Origin of the sequence: Streptomyces sp. 840.1, from assembly GCF_003751445.1 — a bacterium.
Classification (GTDB): domain Bacteria; phylum Actinomycetota; class Actinomycetes; order Streptomycetales; family Streptomycetaceae; genus Streptomyces.
The window spans coordinates 364,908-380,429 of sequence record NZ_RJUU01000002.1; the positions used below are offsets into that span (position 1 = coordinate 364,908).

Here is a 15,522-nt window from a genome sequence, read left to right on the forward strand (position 1 = left end):
CGGGGCTCCGGGCTGTGCGCGATACTGGGATTGAACCAGTGACCTCTTCCGTGTCAGGGAAGCGCTCTCCCGCTGAGCTAATCGCGCAGGGTGACCCTGCGTGTACTGCGTGCGCGATACTGGGATTGAACCAGTGACCTCTTCCGTGTCAGGGAAGCGCTCTCCCGCTGAGCTAATCGCGCGGGGGTCCTTGCGGACCGGTGGACGATACTGGGATTGAACCAGTGACCCCTTCCGTGTCAGGGAAGTGCTCTCCCGCTGAGCTAATCGTCCTTGGAGGTGGAGACGGGATTTGAACCCGTGTAGACGGCTTTGCAGGCCGTTGCCTCGCCTCTCGGCCACTCCACCAGGGATGGGGGTTCGGGAAGATCCCCCATCTTCTGCGAGCGGACGACCAGGTTCGAACTGGCGACCTCAACCTTGGCAAGGTTGCGCTCTACCAACTGAGCTACGTCCGCTTGTCGGTTCCGGTTCACTTGCGCGTCCCGGCGACGTGATGAACTCTAGCGGATTCCGGGGCCAGTACAAAAACGCGTTTGTGCAGCGTGCTGAGGTGCGCTCGCCCCGGCGCAGGTCACCGCGGGCCGTCCTAGACTCACCGACGTGCACGACCTTGCCCCAATGGCCCGCTTCGGCGGCCTCGTCGCCTCCGGTCTACGGGATGTGACCAGCGATCCCTCGGCCCTCGACTCGTCCGGCTTCTGGGCCGTGTCCGCCGATTTCGAGGGCCGGCTGACCTGCGCCCGCTTCGCCACCGTACGCACCGCCGCCGTACCCGCCCCGGTGCCGGGCGCCTGGCACGGGCCCGCCGCCGGTGACTGGAACTCGTCCCTGGACCGTGCCGCCTACATCGCCGCCGTGCGCCGGATCCGTGCGTACATCGCGGCGGGCGAGGTCTACCAGGCCAACCTCTGCCGGGTGATGACGGCCCGGCTGCCCGATCCGGCCGCCGCGGACGTGGACGCCCTCACCGCGCTGCTGGCGCGCGGCAACCCCGCCCCTTACGCGGGAACGATCCGGCTGCCCGCGCACGGCGTGGAGATCGCTACCGCCTCCCCCGAACTGTTCCTCCGCAGGGACGGCCGCACGATCGAGTCCGGGCCGATCAAGGGGACCGGCCGGACCGAGGACGATCTGCTGGAGAAGGACCATGCCGAGAACGTGATGATCGTCGACCTGGTCCGCAACGACCTCGGACGGGTCTGCGCCACCGGATCGGTCACCGTCCCCGGGCTCTGCGTGGTCGAGAAGCACCCGGGCCTCGTCCACCTCGTCTCCACGGTGCGCGGCCTGCTGGACGAGGGGACCGGCTGGCCGGAGCTCCTCGACGCCGCCTTCCCGCCCGGGTCGGTCACCGGCGCCCCGAAGACCAGCGCGCTGAGGATCATCGGGGAACTGGAGACCGCCCCGCGCGGCCCGTACTGCGGCGGCATCGGCTGGGTGGACGCCGACCGCGCCACCGCCTCGCTGGCCGTGGGCATCCGCACCTTCTGGGCCGACCGCACCGGGGACGCCCCCGTCCTGCGCTTCGGCACCGGCGCCGGGATCACCTGGGGGTCGGATCCGGAACGCGAATGGGAGGAGACCGAGCTCAAGGCCTCCAGGCTCCTCGCGGTAGCGTCGGGCGCATACGAAGCGACGGGAAGGACCGCACCATGAGGATCTGGGTCAACGGCGAACTGCGGGACGCCGATGACGCCCGGGTGTCCGTGCTCGACCACGGGCTCACCGTCGGCGACGGCATCTTCGAGACGGTCAGGACCACCGGCGGCAGGCCCTTCGCGCTCACCCGGCACCTCGACCGGCTGGCCCGCTCCGCCCGGGGCCTCGGCCTGCCGGCGCCCGACCTGGACGAGGTGCGCCGGGCCTGCGCCGCCGTCATCGAGGCCAACCCGGCCGCCCTGGGCCGGCTGCGGATCACGTACACCGGCGGCATCTCGCCGCTCGGCTCCGACCGAGGCACCGCAGGCCCCGGCCTCGTCGTCGCCCTCGGGGAGGTGAAGCGCCGCCCGGACACCACGGCGGTCATCACCGTTCCCTGGACGCGCAACGAACGCGGCGCGCTCACCGGGCTCAAGACCACCTCGTACGCGGAGAACGTCGTCGCGCTGGCCCGCGCCCACGAGCACGGCGCCACCGAGGCACTCTTCGCCAACACCGTCGGGCAGCTCTGCGAGGGCACCGGCTCCAACGTCTTCGTCGTCCTGGACGGGCAGTTGCACACCCCGCCGGTCGCCTCGGGCTGCCTGGCCGGGATCACCCGCGCGCTGGCGGTGGAGTGGACGGGCGCGCAGGAGACCGAACTGCCCTTCGACGTACTGGAACGGGCCGAGGAGATCTTCCTGACCTCCACGCTCCGCGACATCCAGTCCGTCCACCGGGTCGACGGCAGGGAGCTGCCCGGCGGCCCCGGCCCGGTCACCGCCAAGGCCATGAGCGTCTTCGACGAGCGGGCCGGCGACGACCTGGACCCGTAGCCGGTGTCCGCGTGTGCGCAGCGGGGCCTGAACGGGCGCGCGTAAAAGCGGATGACTGCGGCGCGTCGAGGGGATAGAAATCCCGAGATGACCACGACACTCCGGCCCTCCGGGCCGATACGGACAGGCGCCGACGGCGCACGGGACCGCGCGTACGACGTGTGCGACAACGGGCGGCCCGTCGGCGCCGTCGAGATCGCCGTCGAGCCGGGGCCGGCCGGCGGGGCGGGTCTGCTGAGGTCCCTGCGGATCGACGAACCCGTCCGCAGGCGCGGCCGCGGGACCATCGCCGCACTGGCGGCCGAAGAGGTACTGCGCGGCTGGGGCTGCACCCAGGTGCGTACCTCGGTCGACCCCGCGGGCACGGCTGCGCAGGGGCTCGCCGCCGCACTCGGTTACACCGAGCGCAGCAGGAACATGATCAAGACGCTGCCGTCGGACCCCCCGACGCTGCCGGACGGGCTGACCGCCCGCCCGATGACGCCCGACGAGTTCGCGCGGTGGGAGGACGGGGCCGTCGCGGCGTACGCGGAGAGCCTGACCACCCGCGGAATGCCGGCCGAGGCCGCACTGCGGGCAGCCCGCACCTCCCACGCCGGGCACCTCCCGGACGGTCTGGACACCGAGGGCGCCCATCTGCACTTCCTGATCCACGAGGGCGGGACGGTGGGGCACGTCTGGGTGGCCCGGTTCGAGATGCACCCCGGACTGGCCGTCGGCTACGTGTTCGACGTGGAGGTGCGCGAGGAGTTCCGGGGCCGGGGCCACGGGCGGACACTGATGCTCCAGGCCGAGCGGATCGCCCTCGGAGCGGGGCACGAGCGGCTGGGCCTGCACGTGGTCACGGCCAACACCCCGGCGGTCCGGCTGTACGAGTCACTGGGCTACGAGCCGACCCGGTACAACCTGGCCAAGCAGCTGTAGGCACCCGGCCGGTGCGCCCGCCCCGCTCGCCGCGGGGCTCAGCCCTGGCCGGCGAGCAGCCGGTCGGCGATCTCCTCGATCCGCTCGCGCAGCCCCTCCTGGCTCCGGCCGCCGTCCAGCCGCTCGCCGCCGATCACATAGGTCGGGGTGCCGGTGACCCCGATCGCCTTGCCCTCGGCCTGGTCGGCGTCGACGATCAGCAGGTGCCGGCCGTCGATCAGGGCGGTGTCGAATTCCTCGGCATCCAGGCCGAGTTCCTCCGCCACCTCGATGAGCAGCGGCTCGCCGGTCCGGCCGAGCTCGGCGGTGCGGGCGAGCACGGCCTCGATGTACGGCCAGTCCTTGCCCTGCGCCGCGGCCTCCTCGGCGGCCTGTGCGGCGGCGTAGGCGTGCTTGTGCTTCTCCAGCGGGAAGTGCCGCAGCCGCACCTCGATCCGGTCGCCGTACCGCGCCCGCAGGGCGTGTACGTCACTGAGGGCGTGGTGGCAGTCGGGGCACTGGAGCTCGCACCAGATGTCGAGGACGACCGGCGCTGCGGGGGTGGAATCACTCATGGGACCAGTCTCCCAGGGTGTGCGGGAGCACCCCGACCGGCACCGCCACCGGCCCGCCGGGTACGTCCCGCTCGCCGCCCGCACGGCACCTTGGGAGGATCCCGGCCCTGATATGTCCCTGAGGTGGGCTCCGGACGTGGCCCCGGGCGCATGGGCAGGTGCAGGATGGAAGGGACGTTTCCCCTGCGCCTGGAGGCACCGATGCTTGCCGAGACCATTTGTTCCGCGGCGTCCGCGGCGGGCCTGGGCATCGCCGCCGTCACCGCGTACCGGAAGCGCTTCCTCGCGGCGACCAGGATCGCGGCCTACTCGCTGGTCCCGATCGGTCTGGTGCTGACCGGTGTCGTCCAGTGGGTGACGGACATCGCGTTCAAGCCGAGCGTCTGGCTGGGCTTCGGTCTGCTGGGGGTGGCGTGGCTGCTGTTCATCACGACCCGCGCGGTCGAGCGGCGCTCGGGCGGCACCCGCAAGGAACGCAGGGCGGCCGCCCGCGCCGCGCGTGACGGTGCGGTGGAGCCGGCCGCCTCGGCCCCCTCGCTGGGGGCGGGTGTCCCGGCTGCCCAGCAGCGGAAGCGGGAGGAGCCGAAGAAGCAGGCCGCAGGCGCGAGCGGACCGGGTGACGACTTCAGCGACATCGAGGCGATCCTGAAGAAGCACGGCATCTGAGGCGCGTCGGGTCCGTGCCCCGCCCGGCGCCGGGTGCGGGGTGCGCGGGAGCCGCGGTGGGGCACCCCGTACGCTATGAATCGATTCACGCATGATCCTTGACGGTGTTCAGGGATCGGGGCTAGCGTCCCGAGCGGATTGAATCAATTCACTCACGCCGTCCGTACGATGGGGTGACGCCGCTGGACCGGTGCGGCCGAGGGCATCAGTGGGGCAGGACAAGTGGCGCGTGTGGCAGGGATCAAGGACGTTGCCCGGCAGGCCGGGGTCTCCGTGGGCACGGTCTCCAACGTGATCAACCGGCCGGAGGCCGTACTTCCCGAGACACGGGCGCGGGTGCTGGCCGCCATCGAGGACCTCGGATACGTCCGCAGCGAGTCGGCCCGCCAGCTCAGGGCGGGACGCAGCCGGATCATGGCCCTCCTCGTCCTGGACATGGGAAACCCCTTCTTCGTCGACGTCGCGCGCGGGGCGGAGCGGGCCGCCCGGCAGGCGGGCCTCGGCGTCATGGTCTGCAACAGCGGCCAGAGCCCGGCGGAAGAGGCCGAGTATCTCGGCCTCTTCGCCGAACAGCGCGTCTGCGGCGTACTGGTCACCCCGGCCGACGCGACCGGCCGCAACCTCGAATCCTTCAGCCGTCACCGGATTCCCTACGTCCTGGTGGACCGGGTCGCTTCCGGCACCGGGACCTGCGCGGTCTCCGTCGACGACGTGCGGGGCGGCGCCCTGGCCGTCGGGCACCTGGTCTCGGCCGGGCACCGCTCGGTGGCCTACGTCAGTGGACCGGGCGACCTGCACCAGATCAGGGACCGCCGCACGGGTGCGCTGTCCGCCCTGGCCGAGGCGGGACTGGAGCCCGAGGCGCTGGTCGAGATCCCCTCGGACCGGCTGGACGTCGCGGCGGGACGCGATGCCGGAGCCCGGCTGCTCGGCCTGGTGCCGCGCCCCACCGCCGTGTTCTGCGCCAACGACCTGCTCGCCCTCGGTGTGCTGCAGTCCCTGTACGCGGCCGGGGTGCGGGTCCCGCAGGACATCGCCATCGTCGGATACGACGACATCGAATTCGCCGCCGCCGCTGCCGTGCCGCTCACCTCGGTCCGTCAGCCGGCCTTCGTGATGGGACGGATGGCCGCCGAACTCCTGCTGGAGGAGGCGGACGACGACGGGCACCACGAGCACCGCAGCGTGGTGCTCCAGCCGGAACTCGTCGTACGCGCGTCGAGTTCCACCCCGCGCTGAGCCCCGCGCGCGACCCGTCGCCCCTGCTGCTGTTTCCTTGATCCGTTCACTCGCGTTGCCCCCTTCAGCCTGCCCGAAACGGAGACGCCGTGCCCCTGTTCGACCTGCCCCTGGACCAACTCCGCTCCTACCGGCCGGAGATCGCTGAACCCGGCGACTTCGACGCCTTCTGGCGGCGCACCCTCGAAGAGGCCTCCGCGTATCCGCTGGACGCGGAGTTCACCGTGCACGACGCGGCCCTGAGCAACGTCGTCGCCCACGACGTGTCGTTCGCCGGCTGGGGCGGCCATCGCATACGCGCCTGGCTGAACGTCCCCGCCGGCGCCGAGGGCCCCCTGCCCACCGTCGTCCACTACCTGGGATACGGGGGCGGGCGCGGCCTGCCCCACGACCACCTGGTGTGGCCCGCCGCGGGATGGGCCACCCTGCTCGTGGACACCCGGGGCCAGGGCGCCGTCAACAACAGCTCGCCGGGCTCCACCCCGGACCCGCACGGCGGCGGCAACCCGCAGTCGCCCGGATTCATGACCCGCGGCATTCTCGACCCCGACGATTACTACTACCGGCGGGTGTTCACCGACGCGGTGCGCGCCGTCGAGGTGGCCCGTACCCACCCGGCCGTCGACGCCGACCGGATCGTCGTGCACGGCGGCAGCCAGGGCGGCGGCATCGCGCAGGCGGTGGCGGGGCTCAGCCCCCACGTGAAGGCGGCCCTGGTCGACGTACCGTTCCTGACGCACTACCGGCGCGCCGTGGAGATCACCGACCGGGACCCGTACCAGGAGATCGTCCGCTTCCTGTCCGCCCAAAGCGGCGTCTGCGAGCAGGTGTTCCGGACCCTCTCGTACTTCGACGGCATCAGCTTCGCCGCTCGGGCGACGGTGCCCGCGCTCTACTCGGTGGCCCTGATGGACCCGGTCTGCCCGCCCTCCACGGTCTTCGCCGCCTACAACAACTGGGCGGGCCCCAAGGAGATCGTCGTCTACCCCTGGAACAACCACGAGGGCGGCGGCTCGGCCCACCGGGGAGCGCAGTTGCGTATGCTGCGCGACCTGAACTGACCGGCTGAGCGGCGGGGGGAGTGCGGGTCTTCCCGAATGCGTGACGCAAGGTCGGACGCCGGAGCGATTGCGACCACCACGTGAGGGGTGAACTCCGGTACCGAAAAAGCATGTTGATCGCCAACGGGGTGCGGTCTGCGTCATGATCGTCCCGAGATGGTGGACACCTCCCGGGGCGACGCCCCCGCACCCCCTGCCGAAGAGCCGCGTGGCTGCCTCTTCGCGCTTTCCCAGCCCCCTCTGATGATCTTCCTCACGGTGATCGGCGGCCTGCTGCTGATGGCCGCGTTGCACGATCTCTTAGTGCTGTGAAGGGCCGGCCGCGGCGCGCCGTGCGGGGTCAGTCGGCCGCCTCCCTGCGGCGCGCCCGGTACGCGGCGACGTGCAGGCGGTTGCCGCAGGTGCGGCTGGAGCAGTAGCGGCGGGAGCGGTTGCGGGAGAGGTCGACGAAGGCGTGCCGGCAGTCCGGCGCCTCGCAGCGCCGCAGCCGCTCCGTCTCGCCCGCCACGATGATGAACGCCAGGGCCATCCCGCAGTCGGCGGCCAGGTGGTCGGCGATCGAGGCGTCCGGCGCGAAGTAGTGCACGTGCCAGTCGTAGCCGTCGTGGTCGCTGAGCTGCGGCGTGGTGCCCGCGGCGGCCACCAGGGAGTTGACGAGCGAGGCGGCGGTCCGGGCGTCGGGCGCCGCGAAGACCGCCGCGAACCGGGCCCGTACGTCGTGAACCGCCCGCAGGTCCTTCTCGTCGAGCTCCGTCACCCCGCTCAGGCGGTGGCGGGCGGCGAAGGCGTGGAGCGCGGGGATGCCGGGGAGTCCGTCGGCCGGCGCCCCGTCCTGCGGCTGCGCGCTCTCGGGCGCGGTGTTCACCAGATCGACCACCGTTTCGAGGGCGATCCGGGTGTCGTGTGGGATCAGCACGCATTCGCTCCCTGGCCTCCGGCGGGCGGGGCGCCCGCCGATGCCGGATGACTCTACTGGCACGGCCACGGCGCCCAGGGGCGGGAGAGGGCCATGGGGCCCCTGGGGCGCGTTTTCCGGCCGTGGCTGCCCGCTTCTGCCCCGGCGGGGCCGACAGGACCGTGGAGGCCCGGCGCGGGGCGTCCGGGCGGGCCGGGGCGGCGGGTGAACGCGGACCGGCGCCGTCACCACGGTGGATTCCGTGGTGACCGCGCCGGTTTCTGCCGTATGAGGTTGTCCGCGCGACGCCGTCTCCCCGAGTCGGACGGCGTCGTGCAGTTCTCGGCCTGGCTCAGCTTTCCGCCAGGATGTGTGAGAGCTCCGTATCGAGATCGAAGTGACGATGCTCGGTGCCCGGCGGAACCGCGGCGTCGGTCCTCTTCAGGAACGACTCCAGGGCCCGTGCCGGGGCCTCCAGAAGCGCTTCGCCCTCTGGGGAACTCAGTGCGATACAGACGACGCCCTGGCCGTGACTACGGGATGGCCAGACGCGGACGTCTCCGGTGCCGGTGGGCCTGTGCAGCCCCTCGGCAAGGAGGTCACGGGCGAAAACCCACTCGACCGTCTCCTCCGCTCCGGTGTGGAAGGTGGCGTGCACGGCATACGGATCGGCCGTGTCATACCGCAGGCCCGCGGGTACAGGCAGTGAGGACTCGCTCGACACAACGAGGCGCAGGTGCAGCTCGCAGCTGACCGTGGTGTTCATAAGCGCCAGGGCCTTTCGCTCAGTGTGCGCTCGGGGATTCGCACGTCGGCGAAATCGACATGCCACCTACGGTGGCGTTGTAAACCCCTCTGACCGTTTTGTGATCCTTCAGGTAGCTCGTACAGCGGTGTGTAACTTTGGGTTATGCGGCCATTCCAGTGACGAGGAGCGTTCCGGTAGGTTGGCCCCCATGAATGCGGAGAGTGACGAGCGGGACGGGGCCGCCGCACCGGCGGATCCGGCGCCCGCGACGGGGGACGTGGCGGGAGGCGTGACGGGGGACGTCACGCCGGATGTGACGAAGGAGGACCCGGAGCTCGGCTCCAGGGCGCCCGGGTTCATCAAGGCGTCCAGGGCGCTGCACCTGAGCTGGCAGGTCGGGGTGTTCCTGGTCGGCCTCGCCGTGGTGGTGGCGGGCATCATCATGCTGCCGCTGCCGGGCCCCGGCTGGCTGGTGATCTTCGGCGGCATGGCGATCTGGGCGACCGAGTTCGTCTGGGCGCAGCTGGTGCTGCGCTGGACGCGCCGGAAGGTCACCGAGGCCGCCAAGCGGGCGCTCGACCCCAAGGTCAGGCGGCGCAACATCGCCCTCACCGTGGTCGGTCTGGTGATCGTCGCGGTGCTGGTGGGGATCTACGTGTGGAAGTTCGGAATCGTCATGCCGTGGAAGATCCACGAGTGACCCCGAGGTGGTCGGGGGGCGCCGCTGACATGGGGTAATGTTTGGCGTGCGCCCGGGGCGATTAGCTCAGTGGGAGAGCGCTTCGTTCACACCGAAGAGGTCACTGGTTCGAACCCAGTATCGCCCACCCCGAACCGACGGCCCGGAAGCTTCTCGAAGCTTCCGGGCCGTCGGCGTTCCCGCGTGCGCTGTTCCCGTGTGTGCTGTTCAGCGAGGCCTGCCCGGGGCCCATGAGGGCGCCCCGGGCCGCGCGCTCACCTCATCGCATCCGCCCCAGGGCGTCCCTCAGCCGCCGGGCGTCGCGCAGCCGCTTCTCGTAGGTCGCCCCGATCGCCAGCAGCACCACCCCGGCCAGCGCCGGAGCCACCCAGCGCGGCATCGCGCCGACCACCTGGACCACGTAGGGCGCGAGCTCGTGCAGCGCGTCCAGTGCCAGCACCGCGCCGCCCAGCACCAGCAGCGCCTGGAGCCGCCACCGCGCCCCCACCAGCGTGATCACGAGCGCCGCCGTGCCGAGCAGCAGCGGCCGCAGCCAGTGCGCATCGGTCCAGGCGGCCACGAGCGAGGGAACCAGCGTCGCCGCCAGGCCCGCCCCGTACGCCGTCCACGACGAAGCCGCGGGATCGCGGCGCCGGCGCAGCACGCCGATCAGCAGCGCCGCGACGGTCACCGGCAGGGTGTACGCCTCCGGGGACGACACCCCCGACGCCGACAGCCGGACCCAGGACGCCGCCAGGAACAGCGCCGTCGCCAGGTAGCCGGCCACCGGCCGCCGCTCCGCACGCAGGGCCGTGCCCGCCGCCAGCACCCCGCACAGGGCCAGCACCAGAGCGAGGAACGGCAGGTCGCCCGCCGCCATCCCGATGGCCGGCACCGCCGCCGCGCCACCGGTCAGCTCCACCGGCAGTGCCACCGCGCGCGCCTTCAGCCGGGCGCCCAGCAGCACGGTCACCGCGGGGACGGCCAGCAGCAGCGGAGCCGCCCGGTGCGCGGCCAGCCCCAGTGAGGCCCCGAACGCGCCCGTCAGCACCACGGCGCAGCCGACCGCCGCGCAAGCCGCCACTGTCCGCACGGCCACCGCCGCCCGGCCCGGCCCGGGGCTCCCGGCCGCGGACGTGCCCAGGGCCACCGCAGCGGCCGTGAACAGCACCAGCAGCGTTCCGAACACCGCGTAGGTGGCCGGCTCCGAGGCCAGCGAGAGCAGCGCCACGTCCACCGCACCCACCGCCCCGCACGCCGACGCCGTCAGCGCCGCCCCCGTCGTCCCTCGCCGCAGACCGCCCACCGCCACCGCGAACACGACGGCGAACAGCACGAGTTGTACGGCGACGGCCGCCGCGTACGAGGCATCCAGCGCCGCGGGCAGCACCGTGAGCCCCGCCCAGCCGAGCACCGGAGCCATCGCCCCGACCGCACCCCGCGCCGAGGGGCCGGGGGAGAGCACGTCCCCGGTCCACCGCAGCACGCCCTCCCACCACCGGTAGCCCGCCGCGAACGCCCCGGCCACCAAGAGCAGGATGACGGGGGCCGCGCCCATCTCCGTCCACGGCAGCTCCGACGCACCCAGCGCGCCCCGGGCGCCGCCCTGCGGCGCGCCCGCCCACACCCGGCCCAGCTGCGACACCGGACCCACCAGCGACCCCGCGACCGGCGGCAGCGAGAACAGCACCGACCCCGCGGTCACCGCCCCCGACGCCCACACCAGCCCCTGCCCGGCCGGACGCCCCAGCGGAGCCCGTACACCGGCCAACAGCGCCCCGCCGCACAGCAGATACACCGGAACCGTCCAGCCGTCCGGCACCCCGGCGGCCACCACCGAGGCGACGGCGGCCACCGCCGCGAGACCGGCCACGAGGCCGCCGCCCACCGCGGCCGCCGCCGGCGCCCGCCGGGCCCCGGACAGCGCGATCGCCGACCCCGCCAGCAGCAGCGCCCCCGATGCCAGCGCGCCCGACGGCGCATCGGCCGTCATCGACCTGAGCAGCGCCACCAACAGCCCCGCGCCACCGGTCGCACAGAGCGCGACGCAGGCCGTCACCCGTACCTCGGTCCGCTTCACCCCCACCGCGATCACACAGTCCAGCGCGGCCGTCGTCAGCAGCGCGGCGGAGAACACCAGGGCGTCCGCCCGCGCCGCACACGCCCAGAACAGCAACGGCAGTTGCGCGATCAGCACCGCGGCGGGCAACGGCAGCCACAGCCTCCCGAGCAGCAGCCCGTACGCCGCCCACAGCACCGACAGCACCGCCGAAGCGCCGGCCGCGAAGCCCAGGACGCCCGTCCCCGGCGCGGCCACCTCGTGCAGCGCGAAGGCGTCCAGAACCATCAGCACCGACGCGAGGGCCGCGAGCGCCTCCGCCGTGGCGGTGAGCCCCCGGCGCAGCAGCACCGCCGGTGCGGCCAGCGCCGCCAGCGTCAGGGTCGTCAGCACCGCCGTACGGCCGCTGATCCCCAGGTGGCCCCAGCTGACCAGGGTGAAGGCGATCGCCGCGACCGTCAGCAGCAGCCCGCCGAGGGTCAGCAGCACATTCTGCGCACCCCCGCTGCGGACCGGCGGAGCGGGCAGCCGGACGGGCGGACGGGGGGCGGGCGGCGGGACCGCGGATCCGGGAGGGGCGGTCACCGACGGGCCGGGTGTCCGCAGGACGCCGAGCAGCCAGGTGCGACGTTGCAGCAGTTGGGACCGGCGCAGGTCCAGCCCGGCGAGTTCACGGTCGAGGAGCGCCAATTCCTCGGCGGGCGGCGGCAGATGTTCCATGGACGCGAGTGTGGCGGGGGTCACGCACCGGGGCATGCGCACGCGTACTCAGTTCTCCGGCTGAGTATGCGCATCCTGGACACATGGACTGGAGCCACTACCGATTTGTCACCGTCTGGGACCTCGATGCCCCGCCCGGCGCCGTGTACCGGCTCCTGGAACAGGTGGATCAGTACCCGCGATGGTGGCCGCAGGTCCGCGAGGCCGGCCCCGCCGACGACACCTCGGGCACCACCCGGATCCGGTCCCTGCTCCCGTACGACCTCGTCATCACGGTCCGCGAACGGCGTCGCGACCCGCACGCCGGGGTCCTCGAAGTGGCTATCACCGGCGACCTGGAGGGCTGGGCCCGCTGGACCGTCACCCCGCACGGGGCCGGCAGCCGGGCCACGTACGAACAGGAGGTCCAGGTCCGCAAGAGGCTGCTGCGGGTGCTCGCGGTGCCGGGGCGCCCGGCGTTCCGGGCCAATCACGCGCTGATGATGCGGGCCGGACGCCGCGGGCTGGCGGCGCGGCTGGAAGCGGTTTGAACCACACCCGCGGAGCCCTGTATGGTTCAACCCGTTCCCGGGCGATTAGCTCAGTGGGAGAGCGCTTCGTTCACACCGAAGAGGTCACTGGTTCGAACCCAGTATCGCCCACCCCGGGAGAAGCCGGTCCGTCAGCGACACCGACGGATCGGCTTCTGCGTGTCCGCGTCCGTTCCCCCGTCCCGCTCACGCCGCCGCGCGCAGCTCCGGACGCAACGGCCACGCCGGGTCCACCGTCTCCGGCGTGCCGCTCCTGGCGAACCAGGCCTGCAGGCCGCGCGCCTGGGCGGCGTGCCACACCGCCTGCAGCGTGTGCAGCTCCGCCGGGGTCAGCCGCTCCAGCCGGGTGGCGAACCGCCGCCCCACCGCCCGGACCAGCTCCAGTGAGGCCGAGGCGTCGGCCGCCGCGTCGTGCGCCCCGTCCAGCACCACCCCGTACAGCTCGCACAGGTCCGTGAGGGTGCGCCGGCCCTTGCGGTAGCGGTCCAGGTGCTTGTCGAGCACCCGCGGGTCCAGTACGCACAGCGGCGCCTCGCCCAGATACCCGGCCAGCGACGACGCCCGGTGCCGCTTGAGCTCGCGGTCCAGCAGCGTCAGGTCGAACGGCGCGTTCATCACCACCAGCGGCCGGCCCGCCGCACTCTGCTCGGCCAGTGCCCTCGCTATCTCCTCCACCACCGGTGCGGGCCACCGCCCGTTGCGCTGGAGGTGGTCATCGGTCAGACCGTGGATCTCCGTCGCCCCCAGGGGCACCGGCACCCCCGGATTCACCAGCCAGCGGGTGACGCGCATCCGCCCGCCGGTACTGTCCTGGACGACGAGGGCGGCCGACACGATCCGGTCCCCCTCCACGTCCACTCCCGTCGTCTCGGTGTCAAAAGCGGCCAGTGGCCCCTCGTACCAATGAGTCATCCCCGAACTCCTCGCGCCCGAGCGGCAGATGGCGTGATTCCTCTGCCCGGTTCGGTGATACCCGCACCCTTTGCCTGATACGCCGTTTGCGGGCGGTCCACTGCGGTGACAACACAGATGACGGGGACGGAAGTTGGTACACCTCCGCGTCCGCCGACCCATTGGCACGGCCCGGAAGGCACACGGAGCCATGGCACTCGCGCAGCCCGAACCGAGTGGGCTGCTGTCCCAGCGGATCGCACCGCAGCGCGGCACACTCGCCACCACCGCCTGCATGGAGACCCTCCAGGTGGGCTACTTGCACGCGGTCGCCGCCGCAGCGGGGTGTTCCCTGTCGCAGCCCTTCCCCGACAACGGCATCGACTGGCACGTCAGCCACGGCGCCCCCGGCCATGTCGTCGACGACGAGGTGACCATAAAGGTCCAGCTGAAGTGCACCTACCAGATACCGGCCCGCCCGCCCGGCGCGACGTTCGCCTTCACGCTCGACAACGCACACCTGGTGAAACTCGCCCGTACCCCCGTGTCGGTGCACAAGATCCTGGTCGTGATGCTCGTGCCCCGCAGCCAGGACGACTGGCTGCGGGCCGGACACGACAGCCTCGACCTGCGGCACTGCTGTTACTGGACCAATCTGGCCGGCCACCCGGTGACCGGCCGGCACCGGACCACCGTGCGGATCCCGACCTCGCGCGTCTTCGACGACCGGGCGCTCTGCGAGATCATGACCCGTGTCGGGGCAGGAGGGAGACCCTGATGCACCGGCCGATGGACGAGTCCGCCGACGGAGACACCCCGTCAGCCGTACGGCCACACCCCACCGAACCACCCGGGCTCCGCCCCGCCGGCCCCGCCGGAAACCTCCCCGACCCCGCCCGGGTGGACCCCGCGGTGCTCGCGGCCCTGCTCGCCCGGCACGGCTGGCGGCGACGCGGCGGGGCCGCCGGACGCTACAGCCGCTGGACCCCGCCCGGACCGCCCGCCACCGGCGGCGGCGCCACCAGCCTGCTCGTCCCCGGCACCGGCGCCTTCCCGGACAGCGAGGACCTGCTGGGCGAGGCGCTGACCGCGCTGGCCCGCAGCGCGGCGCCCTCCGCCCGCGACATCCTCGTCTCCCTCGCCGTCCCGAGCGACGAGGTCCGCTGGTGGCGCGAGGCCCCCGAACCCGCCGCGGGCGCCGTCGGCGCGGCCAGCTGGACCGGGGCCGAACAGCTGCACGGAGCGGCCCGGCAGATCCTGCTCGCCGGCGCCCTCGCGGTCCGCGGCCGGGCCGGCTACCACGGCGCCCGGCACCGGCGGCGGGCCCTCGCAGCCCTCGACGGCATCCTGGTCGGGCCCGCACCCGGTGGCCGCGACCTCACCGCGTTCGTCCCCGTCGAGACCGGCCGGCCGGTCGCCGTCCGGCTCCACCACGCCCTGCACGCCACCCGGGAGGCCGTCGACTACCAGCGGGCCACCGGCGGCATGGATGCCTTCGACAGCGCCGTCGCGGCGGGCGTCAGCCGCGAGCTGACCGAGGCCGTCATCGCCCTCGTCCGGGGCTCCGAGGGAGCCGGGATCGCCCTGGAGTGGGCGCCCGCCGCAGGCACCCCCGACGGCTGCCCGGCGCGCCCCGAACCGGTGGAGTTCTCCCCGGGCGACCTGCCCGCGCTGCGCCGGGCGGGCGCCCGCTACCTCCGGGACGAACCCGCGGTCGCCGTGGGCATCACCGGCGCCGTCGTACGGCTGCGCCGCTCGGGGCCGCGCGGCGCCGGGATCGTACGGCTGCGGGTGCTGGCGGGCGCGGAGGTCCCGCACGTGCGCCTTGAGCTCGACGAGGAGGCGTACCGGATCGCGGGCCACGCCCATCTGGTGGGGCTGCCGGTACGGGTGGAGGGCCGGCTGGAGAGCCGGGGCGGCTTCCGGCGGCTGACCAGGACCTCGCAGGTGGTGCCGGTGCAGGTCGACGAGGCGGAACGGGACCGGCTGATGAAGTCCCTCCAGGAGAACGTCGACTATTTCGAGGAGGCGTGTGCGGGGGAGTAGGGGTCGCGGGCGGCCCATTTCGCTAAGGGGGCC

At 73.0% G+C, this 15,522-nt stretch carries 16 protein-coding genes and 7 tRNA genes; 13 read left to right on the forward strand and 10 right to left on the reverse strand.

What is annotated here, in order from left to right; all coding sequences use genetic code 11:
• Positions 1-15: 15 nt before the first annotated feature.
• From EDD93_RS27950 to EDD93_RS27970, 5 genes are all read right to left on the reverse strand, one after another.
• Positions 16-87: transfer RNA gene (locus tag EDD93_RS27950), tRNA-Val, on the reverse strand.
• A 23-nt stretch (positions 88-110) separates the two neighbouring features.
• A tRNA-Val gene (locus EDD93_RS27955) sits at positions 111-182 on the reverse strand.
• Positions 183-201: 19 nt separating this feature from the next.
• Positions 202-273, reverse strand: a tRNA-Val gene (locus EDD93_RS27960).
• Position 274: 1 nt separating this feature from the next.
• Positions 275-348 (reverse strand) — tRNA-Cys (locus EDD93_RS27965).
• Between the two features lie 37 nt (positions 349-385).
• Positions 386-458: transfer RNA gene (locus tag EDD93_RS27970), tRNA-Gly, on the reverse strand.
• A 163-nt stretch (positions 459-621) separates the two neighbouring features.
• Between EDD93_RS27970 and EDD93_RS27975 the strand changes: the two genes are divergently transcribed.
• The 3 genes from EDD93_RS27975 (at position 622) to EDD93_RS27985 (ending at position 3,401) form a co-directional block, all read left to right on the forward strand.
• Entirely contained in the window at positions 622-1,659 is a 1,038-nt protein-coding gene (locus tag EDD93_RS27975) for a chorismate-binding protein (RefSeq protein WP_123528272.1), read from the forward strand.
• Positions 1,656-2,477, forward strand: coding sequence for an aminotransferase class IV (locus tag EDD93_RS27980; RefSeq protein ID WP_123528273.1), 822 nt, complete (start codon positions 1,656-1,658; stop codon positions 2,475-2,477). The genes EDD93_RS27975 and EDD93_RS27980 overlap by 4 nt, the downstream gene beginning before the upstream one ends.
• Positions 2,478-2,564: 87 nt before the next feature.
• Positions 2,565-3,401, forward strand: a complete 837-nt coding sequence (locus EDD93_RS27985; RefSeq protein ID WP_123528274.1) for a GNAT family N-acetyltransferase — start codon at positions 2,565-2,567, stop codon at positions 3,399-3,401.
• Between the two features lie 38 nt (positions 3,402-3,439).
• Here EDD93_RS27985 and EDD93_RS27990 read toward each other — a convergent pair whose 3' ends face one another.
• Positions 3,440-3,955: a DsbA family protein gene (locus EDD93_RS27990; RefSeq protein WP_123528275.1), complete on the reverse strand. Its 516-nt coding sequence runs from the start codon at positions 3,953-3,955 to the stop codon at positions 3,440-3,442.
• Positions 3,956-4,156: 201 nt separating this feature from the next.
• On the opposite strand from EDD93_RS27990, the gene EDD93_RS27995 reads away from it, so the two are divergent.
• From EDD93_RS27995 to EDD93_RS39710, 4 genes are all read left to right on the forward strand, one after another.
• Positions 4,157-4,621 carry a hypothetical protein gene (locus EDD93_RS27995; protein WP_123528276.1) on the forward strand — a complete coding sequence of 155 codons (465 nt, stop codon included), beginning with the start codon at positions 4,157-4,159 and terminating at the stop codon, positions 4,619-4,621.
• 222 nt (positions 4,622-4,843) lie between these two features.
• Entirely contained in the window at positions 4,844-5,860 is a 1,017-nt protein-coding gene (locus EDD93_RS28000) for a LacI family DNA-binding transcriptional regulator (protein WP_123528277.1), read from the forward strand.
• Positions 5,861-5,949: 89 nt separating this feature from the next.
• A complete protein-coding gene (locus EDD93_RS28005) occupies positions 5,950-6,921 on the forward strand; it encodes an acetylxylan esterase (RefSeq protein WP_123528278.1) in 972 nt (323 codons plus the stop codon).
• 156 nt (positions 6,922-7,077) lie between these two features.
• Complete coding sequence (locus EDD93_RS39710) at positions 7,078-7,233, forward strand: hypothetical protein (protein ID WP_185092549.1); 156 nt, start codon at positions 7,078-7,080, stop codon at positions 7,231-7,233.
• 28 nt (positions 7,234-7,261) lie between these two features.
• Here EDD93_RS39710 and EDD93_RS28010 read toward each other — a convergent pair whose 3' ends face one another.
• Both EDD93_RS28010 and EDD93_RS28015 read right to left on the reverse strand, forming a co-directional pair.
• On the reverse strand, positions 7,262-7,837 hold the full coding sequence (locus EDD93_RS28010; protein WP_123528279.1) for a CGNR zinc finger domain-containing protein: 576 nt from the start codon (positions 7,835-7,837) through the stop codon (positions 7,262-7,264).
• A 331-nt stretch (positions 7,838-8,168) separates the two neighbouring features.
• Positions 8,169-8,582: an SsgA family sporulation/cell division regulator gene (locus tag EDD93_RS28015; protein WP_003959770.1), complete on the reverse strand. Its 414-nt coding sequence runs from the start codon at positions 8,580-8,582 to the stop codon at positions 8,169-8,171.
• A 190-nt stretch (positions 8,583-8,772) separates the two neighbouring features.
• Between EDD93_RS28015 and EDD93_RS28020 the strand changes: the two genes are divergently transcribed.
• A complete protein-coding gene (locus tag EDD93_RS28020; protein ID WP_123528280.1) occupies positions 8,773-9,264 on the forward strand; it encodes a TIGR02611 family protein in 492 nt (163 codons plus the stop codon).
• A gap of 55 nt (positions 9,265-9,319) precedes the next feature.
• Positions 9,320-9,391, forward strand: a tRNA-Val gene (locus EDD93_RS28025).
• A gap of 132 nt (positions 9,392-9,523) precedes the next feature.
• Here the strand turns inward: EDD93_RS28025 and EDD93_RS28030 are convergent.
• Complete coding sequence (locus EDD93_RS28030) at positions 9,524-12,022, reverse strand: SCO7613 C-terminal domain-containing membrane protein (RefSeq protein WP_185092550.1); 2,499 nt, start codon at positions 12,020-12,022, stop codon at positions 9,524-9,526.
• A gap of 83 nt (positions 12,023-12,105) precedes the next feature.
• On the opposite strand from EDD93_RS28030, the gene EDD93_RS28035 reads away from it, so the two are divergent.
• Positions 12,106-12,552, forward strand: a complete 447-nt coding sequence (locus EDD93_RS28035; protein ID WP_123528282.1) for an SRPBCC family protein — start codon at positions 12,106-12,108, stop codon at positions 12,550-12,552.
• Positions 12,553-12,591: 39 nt separating this feature from the next.
• Positions 12,592-12,663 (forward strand) — tRNA-Val (locus tag EDD93_RS28040).
• 75 nt (positions 12,664-12,738) lie between these two features.
• Here the strand turns inward: EDD93_RS28040 and EDD93_RS28045 are convergent.
• Positions 12,739-13,464 (reverse strand): 3'-5' exonuclease, encoded by a 726-nt coding sequence (locus EDD93_RS28045; RefSeq protein ID WP_123528283.1) that lies wholly within the window; start codon positions 13,462-13,464, stop codon positions 12,739-12,741.
• A gap of 190 nt (positions 13,465-13,654) precedes the next feature.
• Here EDD93_RS28045 and EDD93_RS28050 point away from each other — a divergent pair, with 190 nt between their 5' ends.
• Both EDD93_RS28050 and EDD93_RS28055 read left to right on the forward strand, forming a co-directional pair.
• Complete coding sequence (locus EDD93_RS28050; RefSeq protein WP_123528284.1) at positions 13,655-14,221, forward strand: DUF4365 domain-containing protein; 567 nt, start codon at positions 13,655-13,657, stop codon at positions 14,219-14,221.
• Entirely contained in the window at positions 14,221-15,489 is a 1,269-nt protein-coding gene (locus EDD93_RS28055) for a hypothetical protein (protein ID WP_123528285.1), read from the forward strand. Before EDD93_RS28050 ends, EDD93_RS28055 begins: the two co-directional genes overlap by 1 nt.
• The last annotated feature ends 33 nt before the right edge of the window (positions 15,490-15,522 follow it).